Source organism: Bacteroidales bacterium (assembly GCA_013141385.1).
GTDB lineage: Bacteria > Bacteroidota > Bacteroidia > Bacteroidales > Tenuifilaceae > UBA8529.
This window is the reverse complement of sequence record JABFRB010000028.1, coordinates 1-24,986: the sequence shown is the minus strand read 5'-3', so window position 1 is coordinate 24,986 and position 24,986 is coordinate 1. Positions and strand designations below refer to the sequence as shown.

At 35.8% G+C, this 24,986-nt stretch carries 19 protein-coding genes; 10 read left to right on the top strand and 9 right to left on the bottom strand.

What is annotated here, in order from left to right:
- Positions 1 to 11: 11 nt before the first annotated feature.
- Positions 12 to 872, bottom strand: coding sequence for a hypothetical protein (locus HOO91_16075; protein NOU19075.1), 861 nt, complete (start codon positions 870 to 872; stop codon positions 12 to 14).
- Between the two features lie 18 nt (positions 873 to 890).
- On the bottom strand, positions 891 to 3,590 hold the full coding sequence (locus tag HOO91_16070; GenBank protein ID NOU19074.1) for a TonB-dependent receptor: 2,700 nt from the start codon (positions 3,588 to 3,590) through the stop codon (positions 891 to 893).
- A 303-nt stretch (positions 3,591 to 3,893) separates the two neighbouring features.
- Here HOO91_16070 and HOO91_16065 point away from each other — a divergent pair, with 303 nt between their 5' ends.
- Positions 3,894 to 4,943, top strand: coding sequence for an endonuclease/exonuclease/phosphatase family protein (locus HOO91_16065; protein ID NOU19073.1), 1,050 nt, complete (start codon positions 3,894 to 3,896; stop codon positions 4,941 to 4,943).
- Positions 4,944 to 4,959: 16 nt separating this feature from the next.
- On the opposite strand, the gene kdsB is transcribed toward HOO91_16065, so the two are convergent.
- Positions 4,960 to 5,718, bottom strand: a complete 759-nt coding sequence (gene kdsB, locus HOO91_16060; GenBank protein NOU19072.1) for a 3-deoxy-manno-octulosonate cytidylyltransferase — start codon at positions 5,716 to 5,718, stop codon at positions 4,960 to 4,962.
- 166 nt (positions 5,719 to 5,884) lie between these two features.
- Between kdsB and HOO91_16055 the strand changes: the two genes are divergently transcribed.
- From HOO91_16055 to groL, 6 genes are all read left to right on the top strand, one after another.
- Positions 5,885 to 7,123, top strand: a complete 1,239-nt coding sequence (locus HOO91_16055) for a sigma-54-dependent Fis family transcriptional regulator (protein ID NOU19071.1) — start codon at positions 5,885 to 5,887, stop codon at positions 7,121 to 7,123.
- A gap of 45 nt (positions 7,124 to 7,168) precedes the next feature.
- The gene (locus HOO91_16050; protein ID NOU19070.1) at positions 7,169 to 7,669 is read left to right on the top strand and encodes an LptE family protein; all 501 of its coding nucleotides are present in this window, start codon (positions 7,169 to 7,171) and stop codon (positions 7,667 to 7,669) included.
- Positions 7,670 to 7,674: 5 nt separating this feature from the next.
- Positions 7,675 to 8,412, top strand: coding sequence for a hypothetical protein (locus tag HOO91_16045; GenBank protein NOU19069.1), 738 nt, complete (start codon positions 7,675 to 7,677; stop codon positions 8,410 to 8,412).
- A 17-nt stretch (positions 8,413 to 8,429) separates the two neighbouring features.
- Entirely contained in the window at positions 8,430 to 8,783 is a 354-nt protein-coding gene (gene secG / locus HOO91_16040) for a preprotein translocase subunit SecG (protein ID NOU19068.1), read from the top strand.
- A gap of 255 nt (positions 8,784 to 9,038) precedes the next feature.
- Positions 9,039 to 9,314, top strand: coding sequence for a co-chaperone GroES (locus tag HOO91_16035; protein NOU19067.1), 276 nt, complete (start codon positions 9,039 to 9,041; stop codon positions 9,312 to 9,314).
- 58 nt (positions 9,315 to 9,372) lie between these two features.
- Positions 9,373 to 11,019: a chaperonin GroEL gene (groL, locus tag HOO91_16030; GenBank protein NOU19066.1), complete on the top strand. Its 1,647-nt coding sequence runs from the start codon at positions 9,373 to 9,375 to the stop codon at positions 11,017 to 11,019.
- An 81-nt stretch (positions 11,020 to 11,100) separates the two neighbouring features.
- Here groL and HOO91_16025 read toward each other — a convergent pair whose 3' ends face one another.
- Complete coding sequence (locus HOO91_16025; protein ID NOU19065.1) at positions 11,101 to 11,805, bottom strand: HAD family hydrolase; 705 nt, start codon at positions 11,803 to 11,805, stop codon at positions 11,101 to 11,103.
- Positions 11,806 to 11,977: 172 nt separating this feature from the next.
- Here HOO91_16025 and lepA point away from each other — a divergent pair, with 172 nt between their 5' ends.
- The 3 genes from lepA (at position 11,978) to HOO91_16010 (ending at position 16,120) form a co-directional block, all read left to right on the top strand.
- The gene (gene lepA / locus HOO91_16020; protein ID NOU19064.1) at positions 11,978 to 13,765 is read left to right on the top strand and encodes an elongation factor 4; all 1,788 of its coding nucleotides are present in this window, start codon (positions 11,978 to 11,980) and stop codon (positions 13,763 to 13,765) included.
- Between the two features lie 79 nt (positions 13,766 to 13,844).
- Entirely contained in the window at positions 13,845 to 14,606 is a 762-nt protein-coding gene (locus tag HOO91_16015) for a hypothetical protein (protein ID NOU19063.1), read from the top strand.
- A gap of 641 nt (positions 14,607 to 15,247) precedes the next feature.
- The gene (locus tag HOO91_16010) at positions 15,248 to 16,120 is read left to right on the top strand and encodes a tetratricopeptide repeat protein (GenBank protein ID NOU19062.1); all 873 of its coding nucleotides are present in this window, start codon (positions 15,248 to 15,250) and stop codon (positions 16,118 to 16,120) included.
- A 274-nt stretch (positions 16,121 to 16,394) separates the two neighbouring features.
- Here the strand turns inward: HOO91_16010 and HOO91_16005 are convergent, their stop codons facing one another.
- The 5 genes from HOO91_16005 to HOO91_15985 form a co-directional block, all read right to left on the bottom strand.
- The gene (locus HOO91_16005; GenBank protein ID NOU19061.1) at positions 16,395 to 19,151 is read right to left on the bottom strand and encodes a CHAT domain-containing protein; all 2,757 of its coding nucleotides are present in this window, start codon (positions 19,149 to 19,151) and stop codon (positions 16,395 to 16,397) included.
- A 904-nt stretch (positions 19,152 to 20,055) separates the two neighbouring features.
- A complete protein-coding gene (locus tag HOO91_16000) occupies positions 20,056 to 21,543 on the bottom strand; it encodes a family 16 glycosylhydrolase (GenBank protein ID NOU19060.1) in 1,488 nt (495 codons plus the stop codon).
- Positions 21,544 to 21,567: 24 nt separating this feature from the next.
- Positions 21,568 to 21,957 (bottom strand): DUF1987 domain-containing protein, encoded by a 390-nt coding sequence (locus tag HOO91_15995; GenBank protein ID NOU19059.1) that lies wholly within the window; start codon positions 21,955 to 21,957, stop codon positions 21,568 to 21,570.
- Between the two features lie 173 nt (positions 21,958 to 22,130).
- On the bottom strand, positions 22,131 to 22,823 hold the full coding sequence (locus HOO91_15990; protein NOU19058.1) for a response regulator transcription factor: 693 nt from the start codon (positions 22,821 to 22,823) through the stop codon (positions 22,131 to 22,133).
- A 17-nt stretch (positions 22,824 to 22,840) separates the two neighbouring features.
- Positions 22,841 to 24,448 carry a HAMP domain-containing histidine kinase gene (locus HOO91_15985; GenBank protein ID NOU19057.1) on the bottom strand — a complete coding sequence of 536 codons (1,608 nt, stop codon included), beginning with the start codon at positions 24,446 to 24,448 and terminating at the stop codon, positions 22,841 to 22,843.
- Positions 24,449 to 24,986: the final 538 nt, after the last annotated feature.

The window sequence follows — 24,986 nt, the reverse complement described above, 5'->3', positions numbered from 1 at the left end:
TTTATCTCCTCCTAGTTGTTACATCTAGCGTTAATAAAATTAATATCTTTCAAATCCCTCACAATCAGCTGGTAGGTGCCGTTATAGTAGCTGAGTATTCCAATAATTGAACCATTCCTACTGGGAATTGTATCGTTTGCGAATTTTGCATAGCCGCTTGAACGAACCACCAAACTAGTAAACGAGCTAGGGCAGGTATTTATATAATGATCAATGGATTCACCCCCTGCTTTATCCGCAAAAGTTAAACGATTGCTAGTTCCCGGCAAAGACAAAGTTGTAAATTGAACATTATTGACCCTTACCAATTTGCTAAAATTATTGGTAGTTAGCATATTGGGTAATAGCGTTAGAGGGGTTACTGGAACTAAAACTTTTCCTTTTCTATACACATGTTTGTTTATCATAACATCTCCCTCAATACCCCCAATCTGCCTATACCCGTTCTCGGTGAATGTCGAGCCAATTTGGGTTAGTCCACCATAATCGCCTAAATAAAGATCGTTACAAATGACTATAACTCTTTGCCCTCTTTTGTAATCGTTGTAAAGGGTTGTTTTATCTAATTTCACTTCAATTCCACCAGTGGCATCCTGAATGATAATTGATTTATAGAAGTTACCTGCTTGATCATCGGAAATAACAATACCCTCAATAATTATTGAATCTCTTTTGTAAAAGGTGGTATCTGTTAGTTTAATTAATTCCCCTGGGTAAGCAGATTTAAGTTCAGCAATTGTTGTGTTTGCGTTTATTAATGTTGAGTCAATTCTAGGCTCGATATCAGTAAAACTTTTATCGATACAACTTGAGAAGTTGAATATCAGCGTGCAGAGTACTACTCCACTTATTATATATATTATCTTTTTCATCATCTACAGTATTAATTGTTAAAAACGAAATCCAAGACTCAAGTAGTAAGTCCGTCCAAACGCATAGTAATATCTGGATGGGAACTTTGTAATGTCGCTTGATAAACCAGAATAGCGTAATTGCTCATAACCACCTGTCTTAAAATCGGTTTTATCTAGGACATTTGCAATTTGGAAGTTTAAGTTAATAAAGTATTTTTTAATCCTCCATGATTTACCAATACTAGCGTCGACAAGATATGCACTTGGCACACCCGTTTGTTCTGTAATTAGTTGATTGCTTGGATTACTTGGATCAACCATCTCAGCAGTTCTTCTTTCAGGATTGTAATCAATATAGGTATCACCAAAATAGCTTACACTTGCACCTAAATACCAATACTTAGGAGATGCATAATTGATACCAATCATTGCTGCTGTTTGAGGTGTATTAGAGATATAGAAATTCTTTATGTACACAGATTGATTATACGTAAATATTGAATCGCTGTTATCCTTTGTTACTGTTACACTTGGTCTCGAAATATATTTATAAGAACCTAAAGCGGCTGCAAGATTTATTTTAAGTGTTGTTGTAACCTTAATTTCAGCACCAAATTCTATACCCCTATGCTCTTTGTCAATCCCAATCATTGAATAGTTAACAAAAGTATTGTAGGTATCGTGGTAGAAACTCTTCATCTCATTTTGATCCATAAAGCGAGTATAGTAGGCTGAAAATCTTGCTTTAACAAATGGCGTGCGAAGGTTGTAGTTGATATCAGTGCTTAAAATTTTCTCCTCCGTTAATGCTGGAATAATCCTGTTGCTGGTTCTTGGGGAGATATAGGAATTCCTAAAGAATGGTGCCCTTGTTATATAAGTGGCATTAGCTTCAACAAAATTTCTGCCATCTATTTTCCATGTTGCTCCACCTTTAAATCCATATGTGTTGTATGTCTGCTTTTCTGAATTACCCTTTGAGTTTGTTGGGAATCGACCATTACGCATATTTCCTGTTCTCCAAAATTGGGTCATGTCGTAATTGGCGCCAAAGTAATAATCCACATGGTTTGTTATGTAACTAGCAACAACCCAAAGTGAGCCAGTATTAACATTAGCATCATAGTCATAGCCAAATGTATCGCCATTTTTAACTTGTCTATCAGGGTGATCCAAGTCATTTTGAGCCAAATTATGATCACCAAAATCTCTTTCAGCAAATTGATCTATATCTACCCAGTATTTTCCTCCAAGTAAATCGTCAACTGTTTTATAACTTCTTCCTTTATACATTGAGAATTCAACTCCACTTACTATTTTAATATTTGATTTAAAATCCCAGTTTAACACGGAGCTAAAGGAGACTTGTCTTGAATCAGTTATTCTATTTTCAAGAATGTACTTAGCGGTATCAATGCTTCTATAGTTGCTTTGATATAAGTTATCCCAATTAATTTGGCGGGTATTAATATCATTTTTCCAAGCATCTGTAATTTGATCTACGGTTTCTTGATCGCCAGTTGATTGGTAGTAACTGGGAAGTTTACGATAGTAATCAGGTCTTGGATCTTGAGCATCGTACCAATTAAGTGCAGATGTGCTATAATTTCCAAATGAATAACCCAAATTGGTTGTTAGGTTCATTTTATCGTTAATATTCCAGTAATGGTTTAACATGAAGGTTGGTTCCTGTTGATTACGAATTCTGGCGTTACGTTTTTCCCCATTCTGATAGCCCCAATTGGGGTTATAGAAGTTTGAACCAGCAAGTTTGTTTGCCTCGTCTGTTGCAGCTCCTTGCATTCCTCTTTTTGTAGGAGCATTATATGTTGTGAAAGAAACGGAATGCTTATCGCTAAACTTTTTTTCTATAGATATAAAATAGGAATATGCATCATAGAAAGTACCTTCCACATAACCTTCTTCTGACCATCGGCGTGAACCGCTTAAAGTAAGTGCAACACCGTTTTCCATCATTCCGGTTGAATGGGTGAACATTAAACGGTTTGTATAGGTTCTATTAGTAGATGCGTATGATACTTTTGTGCCAACTCGCGCCTGAGATGCACGAGTATTGATATTAGTAACTCCACCAATTCCTCCAAATGAAAAGTTTGAAGTTGATAGGCCGTATCGCGACTCCTTATTACGAGTGACATCATTTAGCCCACCCCAATCGCCCCAGCTGGAAAAACCGCTTTCGGCATCATTTACTGGTATGCCATTCATATACATTAAATTGTAGTCAGAATCATAGCCTCTTATCTGAAATCTGGCAGGGCTAAACGTAAATGAAACAGCCGATTCAAATGGATCTGCGCCAGACTGTAATAACCCAGAAACAGACTGACCCTTTGAGTCCATATCTAAATCATCGGAAGAGATGGTTACCTCTGATAATGTTTGATTTTGAGCCTCATCAACCTGAGTTCGTTTCATAGAAACCTCTGGAATTATTTGGTTCCCAGATTTCAGTTCAACTTGCTGTTCTGTGATTTGAAATCCGGCTAACGTAAATGTAAATAAATAGTTACCTTCTGGAAGGGATGGCAATTGATACTCTCCCAGAGAATTTGTAGTAATTGTAATTGGTGTTCCTTGAATCTGGATGGTAACGCCAGGTAAGGGATTTCCAGTATCTGTATCCTTTACAACCCCCTGTGTTGTAGTTTGCGCACTGATGCTTCCCAATCCTGCCCATAAAACTACAATAGTGAAAATAATTAATCTCTTCATCCGCAAATAAGTATTAATTGTTTTGATTTTCTTACAACTTACAATAATTCTTAATGTTAATAAGTACAAAAAAACAGTTTATTTTTTAATTATTTACCTAAAAGGAATAATAATTGACCTGTAGTTTTTTTATATAAAGGAGTACGCTATATTTGCCATTCGATGAGGCATTGCGAAGAGAAAGGTAGGTTTTATTTTTAATGGATTGACGAAAAAAGTTGTTTTTTCTCTGGTTTATCTCAATGCGTTGTTTTTTTGCTGTTATCAAGATATTTGAGGGTATAAACATTAAAATTTTCTGCGATGAAATCGAAGGGTGTGCTAAAGGTTTTAATTATTGTATTGGTTTTGGGTTTATTCATTGTCGAAAATGCATTTACCCAAGGTAAAAAACAGTACAAAGTGGGTTGTGTTGCTTTTTATAATCTTGAAAATCTATTTGATACAATTCCGGGTTCAAACGATGTTCAATTTACCCCAGATGGTGTTAATAAATGGAATTACGAGAAGTACAATCAAAAACTCGATCACATGTCAACGGTTATTTCTCAGATTGGTTCTGAAATGTTTCCAGGAGGGCCAGCGTTGATTGGAGTAAGCGAAATTGAGAATCGTTCTGTGGTTGAGGATTTGGTAAATACTCCCAAACTAAAAGCTTCAAAGTATAGTTTTGTACATTATGAATCGCCAGATAGGAGAGGTATAGATGTTGCTCTTCTTTATCGCAAAGATTTCTTCAGGGTTGTTTCCAGCCGTTCGGTTCGGTTAATACGTAAAGATGACACAACATGGAGATCCCGAGATCAACTTGTTGTTAGCGGAATGTTCGACAATGAACTTATCCATATTATTGTAAACCATTGGCCATCGAGGAGTGGAGGAGAAAAAAGAAGTCAACCCTTCCGCCAAGCGGCGGCTGAGCTAACAAAATCAATTGTAGACTCGATATTCAAAACCGATATAAACTCTAAAATATTCATCATGGGCGATTTAAATGATGATCCCGTGAATAGTAGCTTAACCAATTCTCTTACGGCAAAAGGGAATATGGATGATGTAAAGAAAGGAGAACTTTTTAACCCAATGTGGAAGCTATTTAAAGATGGTACTGGCTCAATAGCATATCAGGACACATGGAGTTTATTCGATCAAATAATAGTTTCAGAACCTCTTTTGGGTAGCGATAAATCAACCCTCAAATTTTTCAAAGCCAAAGTTTTTAATTCTCCGCTTGTATTGCAGAAAGAAGGGCAATTTAAGGGGTATCCACTACGCACCTATGTTGGTAATACATGGCAAGGAGGATATTCTGATCACTTACCAGTGTATGTATTTATTTTAAAGGAGAAGTAAAGAAAAGGGAGAGGATTTATTTTAAAACAGTTTTCGCAAACTCCTTCACCCTTTCTAAATCCTCTGGGGTATCAACGGCTAGGGTTTCCATATCTGTTTCCTCAACTCGAATTCGATATCCGTTTTCGATCCATCGTAGTTGTTCTAACGATTCTGCTAGTTCAAGGGGCGATTGGGTTAGTTTGGTTATCTCCCTTAAAACATTGCAGCGATATGCATAAAGGCCAATATGCTTATAAAATGGATAGTTTTGTTGCCATTCAGACTTCTCCTTTTTTCTAACAAAAGGAATTACAGATCGGCTAAAATATATAGCCTCCTTTTTTAAGTTTAATATCACCTTTGGGCTATTGGGATTGAAAATATCTTCGCTATTCGAGAACTGTTTTACAAGCGTTGCGAGTTGAACAGCTGGATCGTTAAAACAGTTGGCAACCTTTTTAAGTTGTTCTGGTTGGATGAAAGGTTCATCACCCTGTACATTTATAACAATATCAAACTTAGTATTAACTTCTTTCTCAATTATGTTAAGAGCTTCAGCACACCTGTCTGTTCCGCTTTGATGCTCTGTTGATGTCATTACGACTAGTCCCCCAAATGCCACTACCGCTTTCTGAATGCGCTCATCGTCAGTTGCAACATAAACATCCTCAAAAACCTTAGATGTACGCTCATAAACCCATTGAATCATTGGTTTGCCAGAAATCTCAGCAAGAGGTTTTCCCGGAAATCGGGTTGAAGCAAAGCGGGCTGGGATAACTCCAAGTATTTTCATATAAAAGCATTATTATTTTCTTGCATCAAAAGTACAATTTTTGATTGATTTGGCGACTAAGCAAAAATGTCAGTTAAATAGTAATCTTAAAATGTTTTAAATTGCAGCATTGAGTTGGGTTTATCGTTTTAATGATGTAATTTTGGCAGTGTTTGATTAATTAGTTATGGATATTCAGAGCATTAAGCAACGATTTAGTATAATAGGAGTTTCGGATGAACTAAATAGGGCGATTGATATTGCCCGTCAGGTAGCTCCTACAGATTTATCGGTTTTAATTACAGGCGAAAGTGGGACTGGGAAAGAGGTTTTTCCTCAGATAATCCACCATTTTAGCGCTCGGAAACATGGACAATATATAGCAGTTAACTGTGGTGCAATACCAGAAGGAACTATTGATTCGGAATTGTTCGGGCACGAAAAGGGATCATTTACTGGTGCAACTGAAAGCCGTCAAGGTTATTTTGAGGTTGCTAATGGAGGTACGATCTTTCTTGACGAGGTGGCGGAATTACCATCTTCAACACAAGTTCGTCTGCTCAGAGTTCTTGAGTCGGGCGAATTTATTAGGGTTGGCTCTTCAAAGGTTCATAAAACAAATGTTAGGGTTGTTGCCGCAACCAATGTAGCAATTCCTTATGCCATTCAAGAGGGAAAATTTCGTGAGGATCTGTATTATCGATTAAATACTGTACCCATTCAGATTCCCCCATTACGTGATCGTATGGATGATATACCTTTGCTTTTCCGCAAATTTGCCTCTGACTTTGCGGATAAGTACCGTATGCCCCAAATATCCATAAATGATGATGCTCGTCGGATTTTAGTTTCCTATAAGTGGCCAGGGAATATTAGGCAGCTTAAGAATATTACCGAGCAGATATCCATAATTGAAGAGACCAGAAATGTGACCCCAGAGGTTCTTATGCGATATCTTCCGGATTATAATTCAATTAAACTGCCTGCATTATTAGACAAGAAGGGATTTGTTGATGAACAAACATTTTCATCGGAGCGAGAAATACTTTACAAAGTTCTTTTTGATATGCGCAATGACGTTAACGATCTTAAAAAACTTGTGCTTGACCTTTTACGGAGTAATCCTAATGATATTGAGATTAAAAATGAAAGTGCAAAGTTGTTAAATAATCTATATAATACTTCCGATGCTTTAATTACGCCCGTTTCTGTTCAGGTAGATAGTAAATCATATACTCAAAATCAGGCAAACATTCAGGATACAGAGGAGATTGTTGAAGAGTCTTTATCTCTTGAAAATAAGGAGATAGAGTTCATTAAAAAGGCTCTCGACAAACATAAAGGGAAGAGAAAAATGGCAGCTGGTGAATTGGGTATTTCTGAAAGAACGCTTTATCGCAAAATAAAAGAGCATAATATTGATTAGGAAATTATGATGACTATAATTAGGAAATTCTTTTTTAGTAGATCAATGTCGATTCTAACATTTGTGGGATTAGTGATTATTCCAATTTCAAGTTGCAGAATACAGTATTCATTTACTGGGGCTTCAATATCTCCTGACATTAAAACGGTTAGCGTTGAATACTTCCAGAACTATGCAAGTCTTGTGAATCCTTCACTCAGTCGGATTTTTACAGAAGCTTTAAAAGATAGATTTATAACACAAACTAGTTTAAATCTGGTAAAGGAAAATGGCGATTTACAATTTTCCGGTCAAATAACTAGCTATTTAACCTCACCCATTGCGATACAGGGAAATGAGGTAGCTGCAAAGAATAGGTTAACTATTTCTATAAAGGTTAAGTACGAAAATGTAAAGGATAGTAAGTACAATTTCGATAAGACCATCTCTCAATTTGAAGACTTTGGTGGAGAGCAAGAGTTTTCATCGGTTGAACAGGCACTTGTTAAAACGATAGTTGATAAGATTGTTGACGAAATTTTTAATAGTTCAGTTGCAAATTGGTAATGTAAATGGAGAAAGAAACGTTCTATAGTCGCTTAGATTCATCGAAAATGATGAATGCTGAGACATGCAATTATATCGCATCGGTTGTTGAAAAGTATCCCTATTTTCATGCTGCAAGGGTTTTATACTTGAAAAACCTGAGAATAAATAAACCTTCAACTTTTGAGGAACAACTCTATAAAGGAGCTGCATTGCTGCCGGATCGTCGTCAACTTTTCTTTGTTCTAAATCCATTAGTTAAACCTTCTAATGATATTTCAGTTTCATCAAATGAGTCGGAATCATCTTTTGTTTTAATTGAAGATTCCCAGAATATAAATGGACTATTAGTTGATATAAGTGATCATTCAAAAAATATCGAAACACCCATTTCTAGCCAGGAACTACTAGATATAGGCGAATCGGAAAGCACCGATGAATTTTCAATTATATCTCAGGAATCCGAAAATTTCAATGGCACATCTAGTAAATCATTAACTAATGACGATTTAATAGCACAGTTCATTGAGAGTAATCCTCGGCTTAAGCCACCACAAGTTGTACCCGAAAATCAAGAAGATATTTCATTAAAATCACTCGCAGAACCAGAGGATTTAATTACTGAACCAATAGCAAAGATATACCTTTCACAAGGACATATTGATAAAGCAATTTCAATTTATGAAAAATTAAGTTTGAAATATCCGGAAAAAAGTAGTTACTTTGCGGGTCAAATTTCGAAAATAGAAAAAGATAATAAATAAACGTAAACACCAAAGCGATGTATATTCTTATTTCAGTTCTGATCATTGTAGTCTGCATCTTCATGGTATTAATTGTACTAGTGCAGAATTCAAAAGGAGGCGGATTAGCTTCCAACTTTGCTGGTTCAAACCAGATTATGGGCGTTCGTAAAACTGCTGATTTTCTTGAAAAAGCAACATGGACATTAGCTGTTAGCCTTTTAGTACTTAGCCTTTTAGCATCGCTTACAATGCCAAAGGATAGAGCGAATGCAAGCCGCTCAGAAATTGAGAAACAGATTCAGGACACTCAAGATCCAACGGCTCTCCCTAATTTTCCTAACGCAACACAGCAACCAGGACAAGCGCAAAAGGATACATCCAAGAATTAACGCAATAACAACATCAAAGGGGTGTCAGGATGTCATGTGCTGACACTTTTTTATTTGTACCAATTTATTGCTGTCCTTTGCTTAAAATTAAGAGATTAAGCGGAAAATCCACTTCGAAATAAATTTATTTTAAGATACTTGTGCGACAAATGGCAGATTTTTCTGGCACAAAACGGCAGTAAAAGGATTTGGCATATCTTATGCTATTCCGCAACCATGAAATATGATTATGTTTAACCTTAAACAATAGTAAAAATGTCAGTAAAGATTAAACCATTAGCCGACAGGGTACTTGTTGAACCAACGGCGGCAGAAGAAAAAACCGCAAGTGGAATTTATATTCCTGATACAGCTAAAGAAAAACCTCAAAAAGGCACAGTTATCGCAGTTGGCCCTGGAACAAAAGACGTAACCATGGAGGTTAAGGTTAAAGACGTTGTTCTTTATGGAAAATATGCTGGTACTGAAATCAGCGTTGATGGTAAGGATTATTTAATGATGAAACAATCAGATATCCTTGCAATTGTATAACATTAATTCTGTGAAAATTTTTTCAATAGTTTTCTAAACAGTAAAAAACATAAATAAAATGTCAGCAAAAGAATTAAAATTTAATATTGACGGGCGCGATCAACTTAAAAAAGGTGTTGATAAACTTGCAAACGCCGTTAAAATAACCCTTGGTCCCAAAGGTCGTAATGTAATTATTGAGAAGAAATTTGGCTCAGCTCAAATCACCAAGGACGGTGTTACCGTTGCAAAAGAAATTGAACTTGAAGATCCTTTCGAAAACGTAGGGGCTCAGATGGTTAAAGAGGTTGCTTCTAAAACTGCCGATGATGCAGGTGATGGAACAACTACCGCTACCGTGCTTGCACAGTCAATTGTAGCCGTTGGGTTAAAAAACGTTACCGCAGGTGCAAATCCAATGGATTTAAAGCGTGGTATTGATAAGGGTGTTGCAAAAGTTATTGAAAGCCTAAGAAAACAGAGCATTTCTGTTGGTGATGATTATGTAAAAATTGAGCAAGTAGCTACAATTTCTTCAAACAACGATAGCGAAATTGGTAAGCTTATCGCTGAAGCAATGAAGAAAGTAAAGAAAGAAGGTGTTATTACAGTTGAAGAGGCAAAAGGTATTGAAACAACCGTTGAGATTGTTGAAGGTATGCAATTCGACCGTGGTTACATTTCACCTTATTTCATTACCGATCCAGAAAAGATGGAGGCCGTTCTTGAGAACCCATTCATCCTTATTACCGATCGTAAGATTTCTACAATGAAGGATATTCTTCCAGTTCTTGAGCCTGTTGCACAAGCTGGTCGTTCATTGCTTATTATTGCTGAAGATATAGAAGGTGAAGCTCTTGCCACACTAGTAGTTAACAAACTACGTGGTTCACTAAAGATTGCTGCTGTTAAAGCTCCTGGTTTTGGTGATCGTCGTAAAGAGATGCTAGAAGATATAGCAATTCTTACTGGTGGTGTTGTAATTAGCGAGGAGAAAGGTCTTCGTTTAGACGCAGCCAAGATGGAAATGCTTGGAAAAGCAGAAAAATTAACAATTGACAAGGATAATACAACCATTGTTAATGGTGCTGGTGCAAAAGAAACTATCGCAAAGAGAGTTGCACAAATTAAAATTCAAATTGAAAATACCACATCTGACTACGATCGTGAGAAATTACAAGAACGTCTTGCTAAACTAGCTGGTGGTGTTGCAGTTCTTTATGTTGGTGCTTCTACAGAAACCGAGATGAAGGAGAAGAAGGATCGCGTTGACGATGCTCTTAGCGCAACCCGTGCTGCTGTTGAGGAAGGTATTGTTCCTGGTGGTGGAGTTGCTTATATTCGCGCTATTGCTGCTCTTGATAAACTAAAAGGCGATAATGATGATGAAACTACTGGAATTCTTATTATAAAACGTGCAATTGAAGAACCACTAAGACAAATTGTTGAGAATGCTGGTCTTGAAGGTTCAGTAATTGTTCAGAAGGTTAAAGAAGGTAAAGGCGATTATGGTTACAACGCACAAACAGATAAATATGAAAATCTTTATGCATCTGGTGTTATCGACCCAACCAAAGTAACACGTGTTGCATTGGAAAACGCCGCATCAATTGCTGGAATGCTATTAACAACTGAGTGTGTTATAGTTGAAAAGAAAGAGGAGCATTCTGCACCAATGGGTAACCCAGGAATGGGCGGAATGGGCGGAATGGGCGGAATGATGTAAGCAAAGTATATTTCACTGCCCTAGCAGTATATAGAAAAGGAAGGCAAATTTGCCTTCCTTTTTTTAATGTCATATTTTTTTCTATAATTCAAGCAGTTTCAATTTTAGTAATTCATGTAAAGAGTCCACCTTATAAAATCTTGGATTTGAAACCTCACTCTCGTCAACACGTTCATGTAGCCATGTTACATGAAATGGAATGAAAACGCCATACCCACCTAGGTTAAGCACTGGAAGTATATCTGATTTAAGGGAGTTACCTACCATCAGAAATTCATCTGGCTCAATATCAAGATGCTTAAGAAGATCTTTGTAGTTACCCTCCTGTTTATCGCTCATAATTTCAATGTGATGAAAATACTGGAGGAGGTTTGAATTATTCAGTTTTCTTTCCTGATCGAGCAAATCACCCTTTGTTGCCACAATCAGTTTATATTTAGGTTTTAATGTTTCAAGAACAAGATTCACACCATCCAGTAGATGGTTTGGTCTATTTATTTGTTCTTTCCCAATCTCAATTATTGTTTTAATCTTTGAGGATGAAATCTGGGAATTCGAAATCCGAATGGCAGTTTCAATCAACGAAAGGGTAAACGCTTTAATACCGTAACCGTAAAGTTCAAGATTATTCATTTCGGTTTTGAAAAGTTCCTCTTCAACCTTATTCTTTGGTAAATAATCCTTTAGTAGATCACAAAATTTATCCTCAGTTTCGCGGTAGTATGGTTCATTTTCCCAGAGTGTATCATCTGCATCAAAACCTATAACCTTGATTTTATTCAACATGACTTATCTTTTTTACAAAGATATAGATTTGATATGAGTTCGAATAAACAAAATTTACTATTTGGAAAAAGAAGAGAACTTTAAAAAAGGAATAATAGTCAACTTTAGTTGAACCCGATAGGCATTCTATTTGCGATTTTTGAATATCTTTGCAAACTAATTAAAAATCAGCATGGATAACATCAGGAACTTCTGCATAATTGCCCATATTGATCACGGGAAGAGCACCCTTGCCGATAGATTACTTGATCTTACCCACACTCTTACCGAGCGTGAATCCCAAAATCAGGTTTTGGATAGCATGGATCTGGAGAGGGAGAAGGGGATCACCATTAAGAGTCATGCAATACAGATGGAGTATATGTATCAGGGGTCGAATTATCTTCTAAACCTGATTGACACCCCAGGTCATGTCGACTTCTCGTATGAAGTATCACGGGCAATCGCTTCCTGCGAAGGGGCATTACTTATTGTTGATGCAACTCAAGGAATTCAGGCGCAAACCATATCAAATCTTTACCTTGCCCTAAATCACGATCTTGAGATTATACCTGTTGTGAATAAAATCGATATGGATGCTGCAATGGTTGAGGATGTTAAGGATCAGATTGTGGATCTTATTGGTTGCAAACGCGATGAAATATTATCGGTTAGCGCAAAAACAGGGGAAGGCGTACCAGTTATTCTGGATGAAATTATAAAAAGGATCAAGCCACCAAAAGGTGACTCAAACGCTCCATTACAGGCTCTAATTTTCGACTCTGTTTTTAATCCTTTCCGTGGAATCATCGCCTATTTCAAAATTTTCAATGGAACGATTAAAAAAGGCGACAAAGTTAAATTCTTTAATACTGGTCAAGAATACGAGGCTGATGAGGTTGGTATTTTAAGATTAAAGTTAATTTCCAGAGGGTCATTAAACGCTGGGAATGTTGGGTATATCATCTCAGGAATCAAGGAATCAAAAGAGGTGAAAGTAGGTGATACCATTACCCACGTTGTCAATCCTTGTCTTAAGTCTATTGAGGGTTTTGCTGATGTAAAACCCATGGTTTTTGCGGGCCTATACCCTGTAGATGCCGATGAATATGAAGATTTACGCGCATCATTGGATAAACTTAGATTGAACGATGCCTCGCTTACATATGAACCCGAATCATCACTAGCGTTAGGATTTGGTTTCCGTTGCGGATTCTTGGGTCTGCTTCACATGGAGATTGTACAGGAGCGTTTGTACAGAGAGTTTGATATTGATGTTATTACAACCGTACCCAACGTATCCTATAAAGTTCATACTACTAAAGGAGAGATAATAGAGGTTCATAATCCAAGTGGATTACCCGCTCCAACCGTAATTGATCATATTGAGGAGCCAGTTATCAATGCTCAGGTTATTACTAAATCTGAGTATCTTGGCGGGGTGATGAAACTTTGCATTGATAAACGTGGAATCCTAAAGAATCAGGTATTTCTAACTTCAGATAGGGTAGAGTTGACCTTCCGCTTACCGCTTAGCGATATTGTTTTCGATTTCTATGATAAGTTAAAATCTATTTCCAGAGGATACGCCTCGTTCGACTATCATATCGATGGATTTCAGACGGCAACCCTTGTTAAGCTCGATATTCTGCTTAATGGCGAGATGGTTGATGCACTGTCATCGCTTATTCATCGGGATTATGCGTATGATTTTGGTCGTAAGATGTGCGAGAAGTTACGTGAGCTTATTCCACGCCAACAATTCGACATTGCAATTCAAGCAGCTATTGGAGCAAAAATTATTGCTCGTGAAACCGTTAAGGCTTTACGTAAAGACGTTACTGCAAAGTGCTATGGTGGTGATATAACCCGTAAGCGTAAGCTGTTGGAGAAGCAGAAGAAAGGTAAGAAACGTATGCGCCAGATTGGAACGGTTGAAGTTCCTCAGGAGGCATTCCTTGCAGTTCTTAAAATGGATTAATTAGAAAGATATTGGATTCATTTAAATCCGGCTAGTTGAGCCGGATTTTTTATTCCTTTGTATTTTTTATTCAATTGATATGATTAAAGAATGGTTTAGGAATTCCCGTATGGGTTTTCTCTCAGGGCAGTCAGGCATTATGCGTCGGATGCTGCGCGAGGAGGGAGGATGGCAAAGCCATTTGGTAAAATCGAGCGAGTATATTCAGTTAGCAGTAAAAGACCAACATCCCAAATCGATTAGAATCCTAGGAAGTGGCTGGTTGCTTGATGTGCCAATGCAATTTCTTATAGAAAGATGTGAAAGAATTATACTTACAGATATAATCCATCCCAATCAAATCATTAATAAATATTCAAGATATAAGAATGTTGAGTTCGAAACGATTGATATAACTGGAGGTATTGTAGATTTAATCTATAATCAGAAAAAGAAGGACTTTGAGGGGAATGAGTTTATTCAGCGAATCTCAACAATAAAACCGCCTATCTTTTCTGAGGATATGATTGTATCGGTTAATCTGCTTAGCCAGCTAAGTATAATTCTAACAGATTATCTTGCAAAAAAAGTAAAATTAACAGATGCTCAAGCAATAGTTATAACTGAAGAAATTCAAAAAAAGCATATAGAAATGCTACCTATCGGAAAATCTGTGCTAATTTTTGATTATGAGGAGGAATACCATGATGAGGATGGTAAACTTATAGGTTCAAAACCTACTGTATATACAACCATTTCAGAGGGAATTGAAAAAAAGGGTTGGAGCTGGCATTTTGATACCAAGATGATGTACAAAGAGGATTGCAAAACAACACTAAGCGTAACTGCAATAAGATTGTAACTTTTATGAATAAAAATATAGATAAATACTATGCTTATACTCAAATCAGACATTTAAATATTATCAACCCTTCAAACGAAAATGTTTATTCAAATTAAAAATCAGTTTCATATTTGTTGGGGTAATTTGTTGATAAATAGAAGATTAAACCCAGCAGTTGAGTTTTCCTTCGCATTTCGCGATATTTTATACCAATCTTAAATTCAAAATAGTCCAATCTTTTGAATTTATTAAATTGGTAAATGCCGATGGATAAATATGTTTAGTCCATGAGGCGGAGCCGAAATTGGACTATTACATATTTCCAATCGGTATTATCGCAACACATTGTAAATATTAAGGTTGAACGCATAAGTGGTTTGCTAAAGAATTCAAGTGAGAGTAGCAATATCAAAAGAAAACGGAGTAAAAATACTCAGGATACAACAAAAAAGCATAGATTTATGTTTGTTCACTTGAAGTATTTTCTCTACATCACATAAAAATATAGCCTTAACACCTAAATTATTTGACTCTTTGAATTTGAATGCCTTTTAAGTGTTGTTTTTATTTACACAAAAACATTATTTATTCGTTTTTATAAATATTTTATTGTTATAAATATTATTTGTATATTGCTTGGGTAAAAACAACTATGAATTATGACCTTACCGATTGATAGAGATACGATTATTGCTTTTCTACTCAACACACTTCCTCTGGAACAAATGTCTATTGTTGCGGATGAAATACTCGCCGATGGATATTTAGCAAAAATATACGAGGAAGAAAAAATTAAGGTAGAAACGCATCAATATGCTGATAATGAATTATCACCATCTCAAAGGGTTGAATTTGAACACACGCTAAAAAAGAGGTTAGAACTCTCGAAGGAGGTCTACCTACAAAGAGAAATAAATAATTCTATTGAAAATCTTATACTTAAGGAGAAACTAGAAGAGGCTTATAGAAACTACGTATCCGCCAAAGAACATCCTAGCACCACTCGGACTTTTTCTATAAATAGAAAACTTAAATATTGGCTAGTTGCTGCTTCTATTGCGGTACTAATTATCTCGGGAGGTGGGATTGCGTATTATTTTCAACCCAACGATTCGTTGGAGAATAGCCTTTACGCAAAATATTATGCCCCATACGATTATTCTGGTTACATGATCAATAGCAACTCTTTTAGTATTGCCAAGCAGAAATATATGGATGGGGAGTATACAAATGCTCTACTACTTTTAAAAGATTTGCCATCATCCGTAACTATTGAAGTTGAGCGAAACTTATTCATTGGATTGGCTCTAATGGAGGTTGGCAAATATAGCGTAGCAGCCGACTACCTCGAACAGGTTCTTAATAACCAGAGCAAACTTGATTATTTTCCTCAAGCAAGATGGTATCTAGGACTTTGCTACCTAAAAATTGGAGATAAAGAAAAAGCAATTAATACTTTTCGGGCTATCGTAGATGGCAATGATTATAACTACAAAAAGGCCAAGCGTATTTTAAAGAAACTCAGTGATTAATGACTTCTCACCAGGGAGGTATTAACATTACAAAGAATCCACAGGGGTAATTATTATATAAAATAGATAAAGTCTATATAAATTATATTTAGTGGATTTGATTTTACAATGGTTCGGTAATCTTTTTGGTGGATTTTTGTGACTTTTTTGAATAGCTATTACACAAAGGTTCTCAAAGTATTACACAAAGATTTTTTTCCAGCACCTCAAAATTTTCTTTAGCCCATTAATTATACTCTGATATCTCTTTTGAATTTCTTTGTGACTTAGCGATTTAGCGTGAAAATTTCCTTAACTTGGTTCCTATCGTTTTTCGTTTTCTGAAAATGAGGAATAGTATTAAAATAATTATAGTTGCTATAATTGCCTTTTTTAAGTACCAATAACTGTATAAGGCATTTTGGTTTCCATTTACTACTATACCAGCCCAAAAACGTGGGGATGCTAGGTCGGCATTTTCCAGATACTCTAGTTTTGCAAGTCTAAGAGCCTCATCCTTTCGCATCCCTTTTAGCATATTCAGGTAAAAACTATTTAGTATACTGTTTGTGGATCTATCATAAGCAACCCAAAGCGACATTATTAACGATTTGCTACCAGCATACATAAAACTTCTACTTAAGCTCAGCACTCCTTCTCCCTTCGACATTTTGCCGGATCCAGAGTAACAGGATGCAAGCACCACCAGTTCTGCATTCAGTTGCATATTGTAAACCTCCCAGGCGTGCAGGTATCCATCGTTTACAGAATCTGTAGGGGCGGATAGAACAAGTTTTGAGTTGGCTGGGTTAAGAGTATCCTCAAAACCATGTGCGTAGAAATGGATAATACCGTACCTACCACAATATTTTTTAAACGCCCCTTCAGTTGCACTATTCCCCGTTAGCGATTTTCCGAATGTAAGCAGAGCAATCTTCCTAATATTCTGTAACCCCAAGGGAATGCTTCTTAGCGAATCCTTTGAGTTTTTGTAATCGGGTGCAATTCCAAGAAAATCGGGTGAACCTTTATACGTATTGCTTAAGGTATTATTGTATAAAGTAGCCGAGTAGGCATAGCCTATAGGATATTTCTTTAGTAAATATGATTCTTGCCTGTAATCACGCTTATCGCCATCCCGATAAGGTTTGTCTATGAGTATATCAAAGGCGATAAGGTTCAGCCCACCATCTGGGATTATAAGTAGGCTTTTGTTTTTTAGCAAAGGCTCAACGGGGTAGATAAGTTTCTTGTAAAGGGCATAAGCGGAATTCCTGTAGGCAGCATAATCCGATGAGTATTCGCTATGCAGGGCTGATATTAAAAAGTTAAGACTTGTGTGGCTGGTACTATCAGCCTCCTGCTTTACAAGTTGGAATGTTTCCTTAGTAATGGTAAAGGTATATAATGCATTGTTGCCGAGTACGTATTCGAGTATAGCTTCATTTTTGCCCATTGACTTCTGCAGCTGCTCTACGCTTACAACTTGGTTGCTATACTTTTGCTTGAAGTAAAGCGGATAATTGCTTTCGAGCCTCTGCATTAGCCCCTCAAGGTTCTGGTATAGGCTGAACAGCTGCTCGTTCCACCTATCTATCTTCGGCCTATTCGGGTGTTCCAGTTTGCTCTCATCTGCCACCTGCATTCGAATGCTGGCAATTTGCTGTTTTACCCTACGCTCGTTATCGCTAATGCTATCGGGTATTCCAGCAACCCCCTTGGCCATTTCCTCGTTTTTCAGTTCCCTGAGTACAGCGTACTTGCTATACTCAGCATACCGAAATGCTATACCCAAGTATTTAGAATCGCCTGAAATTTCGTATAGGGCATTGGCTATTTCTACTATAGACAGGTAAGTTTCGTGCTCCTTTGCTGCTATTTGCAGCTTAGAACCCTCGTACAGATAACCCGTACGTAGTTGCTCAATAAAAACTGTTGTAAGTTCAAGGGTTGCAAGAGCTGCTTTAAGATTTTCTTCCTTTCTTTCGCGTTCCGACAATTTTTTAAAAGCCTGTGCTTTTAGTTTTAGTACAACTAGTAAATCCATGTCTGGAAATATATCAGGGACTGGATTTACATATACTGAGCTATCATTATAGTTATATATCTTTGCTATAAGTGATTTTTGAAAATAGATCAAAGCCTGTTTGTATTGATTCAATTGATAGTTTAAAAATCCAATATTTTTAAGACATAACGATGTATAAGGATGTTTATCTCCAAGAGTGTTTTGCAAAATAGCAAGAGATTTTTTATACAGTTTAGAACTATTCTTATAATCACGGATATCTGAATAAAAGGCAGCATAGTTCATATATGCCATTCCTGTCATATAGTGATTTTCTCCAAACTCCTTGGTATTACATTCAATGGCCTTTTTAAAGCAATAATTTGCTTTTTCCAAGCTGTCTAGTTTTTGATATACTAGCCCACTATTATAGTAAGTTTCACCTACCCCTCCCAGCTTATTCTTTTCGGCAAGTTGAATGCTTTTTAAGTAGTAATCTCGGGCAAGGCTGTAATTCTCCAACTTATAGTAGCAAAAGCCAACATTATGATTGTAGTCGGCCATGTAGCGATACCTCTTCGAATCATCGCTTTTTTCAAGTACCTGAAGGGTGTTTTCGTAGTAGTAAATGGCTTTTGAATAATCTCCCTTTAAGGAATAAATATTGGCAATATTTCCATTGATAACTGATAAGTTAAAAATATCGGAAGTACTTTTTGATGCTTTTTTGTAAAAATCAATAGCCCTACTTAGATCACCCTGTCTTCTATAAACTACCCCAAACAGGTTATATATCTTAAAGTATTCAGGACTGTTATCATCTGGTAACTTACTCTTTAGCAGAAGAATTCTATTTAAATCTTTTATAGCATTATTATAATTTCCAACTGAATAGTATACCTTACTGCTATCGTAAAGTATACTTGCATAATTGGCATTAGTAAGTTGTTGTGCATCTACTGTCAGAGCAACAAAAAAACCCGCTAAGAATAAAACAAGATTTTTGAATATCAAGTAATTAAACTGTGATTTAAAAGAATTCATTATTATTGCGATAATGTTCTTAACAGTGCGCCGAAAAACTAAGTATAAATACAAAAATAAACTAAAAGTTTAACTAAAAACCTAAGATTATGAAAACGTTAAAAAAAAGAAAAGAAAAAAAAGTGGCAAAAGGATTTAAAACCCTTAATATTAATGAACTACTCCAAATTAGGGGTGGTGACGGAGACCCAACTACAAAAGATGGTGTTTTTTAATTAGCAATACTTACTACTGCCTGAGCTTAAATTGTGGTGCTGAATAAGATATTAAAGGGTGTCCAAAAAGAATTTTTTACTTCGTTGAGTCCTTAGGGGTTCACGCAAAGATTGCCAAGGGTTTCGCAAAGTTCACAAAGAGTTTGGTTTACAAAATCAGTGCTTTGTGGTCTTTGCGTTTTATTGCTGCGTGTTTTGCGTGAAACTTTGGCTCTTTTTCAGTGGAGTATTATGGTGTTATGAGTTGTAAACCTATCAAAACTCTGCTAGGTCTTTTAGACTCTAGCAGGTTTTTCCATTAGGTAAGACCTTCCAGAGTTTTAGGGGCTGGAAGGTTCTGGAGATATTACGGTGCTACGCACCTAAATTATTGGGGTGATTAATGATTCTACAAATATTGAGGTGCTCTACACCTTCTTTGCTGCGTAGTAACTGAATATTTGTAGAGAATAAAGTAGAATATAGGTATAGATGCGTAGCACCGAAATATTTATTCCTTGAATTTTATTCGAAAAAATATTGGGTGTTATGTATTATAATCTTCTCAAAATTAAATTTTAAAGATTTCAGTAGGATTTTCCATTAAGCAAGACCTTCCAGAGTCGGTAGACCCGGAAGAGTCTAATGTGTCTTTTTGGTTCTTAGGCTGTAAAAAATAAAAGGAGGCTTAAGAACCTCCTTTGCTGTATTTATACTTGATCTTTTTTATGAGTCCAGCATTTTACCCAATCAACCTCAAGGGTTATAGGTAGTTTCGATTCATCTATTTTACCATTTACCCCTGAAGATAATACTAGGTAAACCGCACCTTTGGGTAGGTTATTGGTTTCTACTTTAAATGGAATACCATTTATTTTCCATGTTATTTTTTGCTCGTCCCAATCAACACCTAGAATATAAAACTCAGAATCGAGGGAAAGTCCACCAACAGATGTAATACTCTTTTTTGGTTTTCCCTTTTGTCCATTCTCCCAGAAAAATGCGCCCTGAAGAGCAGAAGAACCATCGCCTTTTTTCCTGAATATATCAACCTCTGGTAGCATTTTATCACCTACCAACCAGAATGCATGGTAAATTCCCTCTAAAGATGTGATTTTGATTTTTGCTTCGAATCGACCATGTTGCTGACGGAATGAATTCCCAGTACTAATAACACCAGATGTATAGTCAAACTCCTTAGGGATAAAACCATATTTTGAATCCCAGGATAAGCCACTTGCTTTCTCCTTGCGTGTAGATATTTTAAGGATGCTTTTATCAATTGAAATGTTATTGCCATCGGTATACCAATGACTATCAGAAGCAAGGGAATAGCTGCTGTTTAGTAATGCTTCACCCCAGAAAAATTTTGTGAGCCATTTTTGCTGATCAAGTTTTTTACTCTCAAATTCTTCACTAAAGGTCAACTCCCATTTTTTAATCTCCTTAAACTTATCATCCTTAATGGCCTTAAAGTACCAACGAATTTTTTCGGATTGTTTTAACTTATTGTATTCTTGAAGTTTTTGGTACTGTTCTGTTTTCTCAAATTTGTCGGTAGATAATAGGTAGACTTTCTTTTCCTTAAAGTCTGGGGAATCAACCTGATCCTTTAATTTGTTATATCTTGGTAGTATATCTGAATCCTTGATCTGAAAGTAGTTTTGTAACGATTTAGATTTCTTAAGGGTGAAGAATTTTTTAACCTGCTCATTCTGTTTTAATTCATTAAATGCAAGTTCTTTTTTATACTCATCGGTATTTTCAGCCACAAATCGTTTTCTTTCCTTCTTGTATTCTGGGCTGGTTATGTATGCTTTAAGTTCAATAAATTTCTGAGGTAATCCCGATTTATCAATATCGGTATACTCTTTAGGAGTATTAGTTTGGGTGAGCATTAAATAATCTTTTAAAGCCTTATTTTTGCGCAGAGTAATAAATTCTTTTTCAGTTTGAAACTCAACGGAGGATTTGAATGTTTTGGCTTTTAGGTCTAGTCTAACCTGCTCATGCTCTTTAGTTTCGATCCAGGTTTTAAGTTCCTGAAATCTTAGTAACTCGTCTGATTTAGCAAAAAGGTTAAACTCCTCAAATTCGTTTTGAAGGGCTTTTTCCTTGGCTTCAACAGCATCAACTTTTGGGAATTTACCAGTAATCCTTAATGCTAGAAGTCGAAGTTTTAAGATTATGCTATCCATTTGATGGGATATTTCAAGGTTAGATCAATTGTTGGATCTTTGGTGTGAGACAAATTTAAATGGCACTTTTACGTGTTCGGAATAATCTTCCCCTGCCTCAATCATATCCTCATCATCATCCATGTAATGCCATTGAATTTCTACATCAAAGCCCTTCCTGTGAATTTCTTTGAATTTTTCGAGAATCTTTAATATCATCTTAGATGATGAAGTGTTGTAGTACTCAAAATTTAATACAACCTCAGTTTTTAAATTTGGACTGGAGGTGTATTCATCAAACCATGAAAGGATTGGAGTATAGAATGAGTTAACATCCTCTGGCAGGGAGTTACCGGAAATTTCAAACCTGTTACTATCTTTATCAAGAACCACCTTGGGTGTCTCGTTTGTAGGGTCAATTAATATTTTTTCCATGGTCACAAAATATTTTGTCTGAATACTAAGAACATAATGCTAATAATACAAAATATTTTTTAAAAAGAAAGAATTAATAGACTAAAACTATGCCAATCCTTTGACAAATATAACGAAAAAGAAGGTTAAAGGTTCTAAATAGCTAATCTTGTTTGAGAATATTGATGAAAAAACTACGAAATAAGCTTAAATCCCTTTCCCCGAACATTAATAATCTCAATGGTTGGATCACCCTTTAAGTATTTACGGAGTTTTGTAATGTATACATCCATGCTTCTAGCATTAAAGTAGCTGTCATCTACCCAAATGGTCTTTAGCGCAAAATTTCTATCAAGAATAGCATTTTTATTTACGCTTAAATATTTTAGCAACTCACTCTCTTTGGTGGTTAGTTTACGGATATTATCTCCAATTTGGAGGGTCTGCTTCATTGCATCAAATGTATATTTGCCAACTTGAAAAATACTTTGACTTGTTGTAACTGAATCTTTTCGGGTACGTCTTAGGATAGCCTCTAAGCGCATAAGCAATTCTTCAATGCTAAATGGTTTTGTCATGTAATCGTCTGCCCCAAGCGAAAAGCCTTCAATTATGTCATCTTTCATTGATTTGGCTGTAAGGAAAAGAATGGGCATACTGCTATTAGACATCCTTATTTCTCTAGCAAGGGTAAACCCATCCTTAATGGGCATCATAACATCTAGGATGCAAATGTCATAATATTTATTTTGAAATCCTTTATATGCTTTTTCCCCATCTTTATAAAGGTCAACCTCAAAATCCTTTGCTTGAAGATACTCTTTTAGCAACATTCCTAAGTTTTCATCGTCTTCTGCAAGCAGAATCCTTATTATTCTATTTTCCATTGTTCGTTTTTTTTGAGTTATTGAATTCTATCGTTTGGGCCTGCATTTGGCAGGTATATTGAAAAAACACTTCCTTCACCTATTGTACTTTCTACCCAAATTTTACCCCCATGAGCTTCTGTTATTTTCTTAACATAGCTAAGACCGAGCCCAAAACCTTTCACATTATGAATATTTCCAGTAGGAACTCGATAAAACTGATCGAAAATTCTTTTTAGATTATCACGACTAATACCTATCCCGTTATCTTTTACGGCAATAATTATTCCATTAGTTGCCGATTGTGTTGATAAAATGATACTTGGGTGACCATTACGATACTTCAAAGCGTTATCAAGTAGGTTTATTATAACATTTGTAATGTGAATTTCATCTGCGTATATATTATAATCCGATGCAGAAAGTTGGCAATGAAGATTTCCTCCTGCATTGTCAATTTGAATTTTAAAATTAGAAGCCACTTTATCTATAATCTGGTGAATATCTATATCTTTTAGTTTTAATTTTAGTTTGGTTTTTTCAAAAATTGCCATTTGGAGCACTTTTTCAACCTGCAATCCAAGCCGTTTACTTTCGTCGGCAATAACACCTCCAAGATAATTTAAGTTTTTCCTTTCAACCGGGATGCTTTTATCATTAAGCATTTGAGCAGCAAGGGAAATTGTTGAAATTGGCGTTTTCAACTCATGAGTCATATTGCTTACAAAATCACTTTTTATTTCCGAGAGACGTTTTTGTCGGAATATTATTAGTATTGTAACTGAAAAACTAAAAACGATTATAAGTGTCAACAGGAATGTTGTTATAGTCATAAGCACAATTGAGCTTAAGATATATGACTTTTGGTTTGGGAAGTAGATATTTAGAAAATATCTACGTGCAAAGAAATCATTTGGAAAAAGTTGATTCCTAAGAATAACCCCTTTGATTTGTCTGCTATAGTATTTTGATTTGTAAACGGTGCTATCCTGCTCATTGCATACACGATACTCAAACTTAGCAGTAATACCCTTACGCAGTAGTTCTCCTCGAATTATAGTATCAAGCACCTCTTTGGTAATTCGTTTCTCAATAGGTTGCTCGATTCGAATCATATTATCTATAGTTTTTTCAACAAATATTGTTTTATTGAGGAGTCTATTATCAATTCCAAGGTTGAGGTTTAGGTCTGAAAAATTCTTCTTGGCGGAGGATTTGGAAGGATTGTAATATGATTCGTTAATTTTGTTAGCCTTGTTTATCCTAATTGAATCACTGGTACTGATGCCAATAATTGTGGGAATTTTTAGTGAGTCAAGTTGATTTAAGGTGAATACTTCACGGTCTTTTTGAAGACTTCGATAACCACTTCGGGTTTGATTTAGTATACTTGTACTATAAGTTAGTCTTGATTTTCCTGTGGAACTTATTGTCGAGTAAGGTTTTATTTCGCCAACAATTTGTAAAATTGTTTCTTGTTGTACAACCTCTTCAATTATGCTTGTCATAGCCAAATTTGCCGACTGAACAAACTGTTCTTCTTTTACATCAATTGCAATTCTAACCCATTTGGATTGAACAAGGATTAATCCAAATGTTGCAAATGAAATAATTATGGTTAAAATCCAGATTAGCTTTCTACTCATATCAACAAAGTTAGCTTTTATGTAAGGCTCACGAATAGGCTTAACAAAGTTTAACAGAGGTAAATGCAAATAGCCTATTTTGCGTGACTCTTTTATTATGTTACTGGTCGGGTTAAGATGTCTAACTCACCAACTTGGTTCTGAACAAATCCAAAAATCTACTTGTTTTGGAAAATAATGCTTTACTTCATTCAACATTTCAAGGCAGTGGATTAAATTTTTTGAAAATAACAATATTCTACGGAATCTCTTTATTCAAATATTGCACAAATGAAGTGATAAAATCCAACTACATGTTAATTAGAGGTTTGGTAGGAAGTAGGAGTAACTATTCCTATCTTTTTATTTTAGTGGGATATTAAATAACGTCAGCTTGATGTAAGGTGTCATTGGCTCTGCCGAACTAGCTCTGCCTTTAGATTTGCATTCAAATAAAAACATTAATTTTCAATACCGATTAACCAGAAGAGTAAAGGTGAACTAGTAGCTCCGCCAGATTATAAGATCTAAGTTCAGCTAAAGACCCTTACTCTTCTCT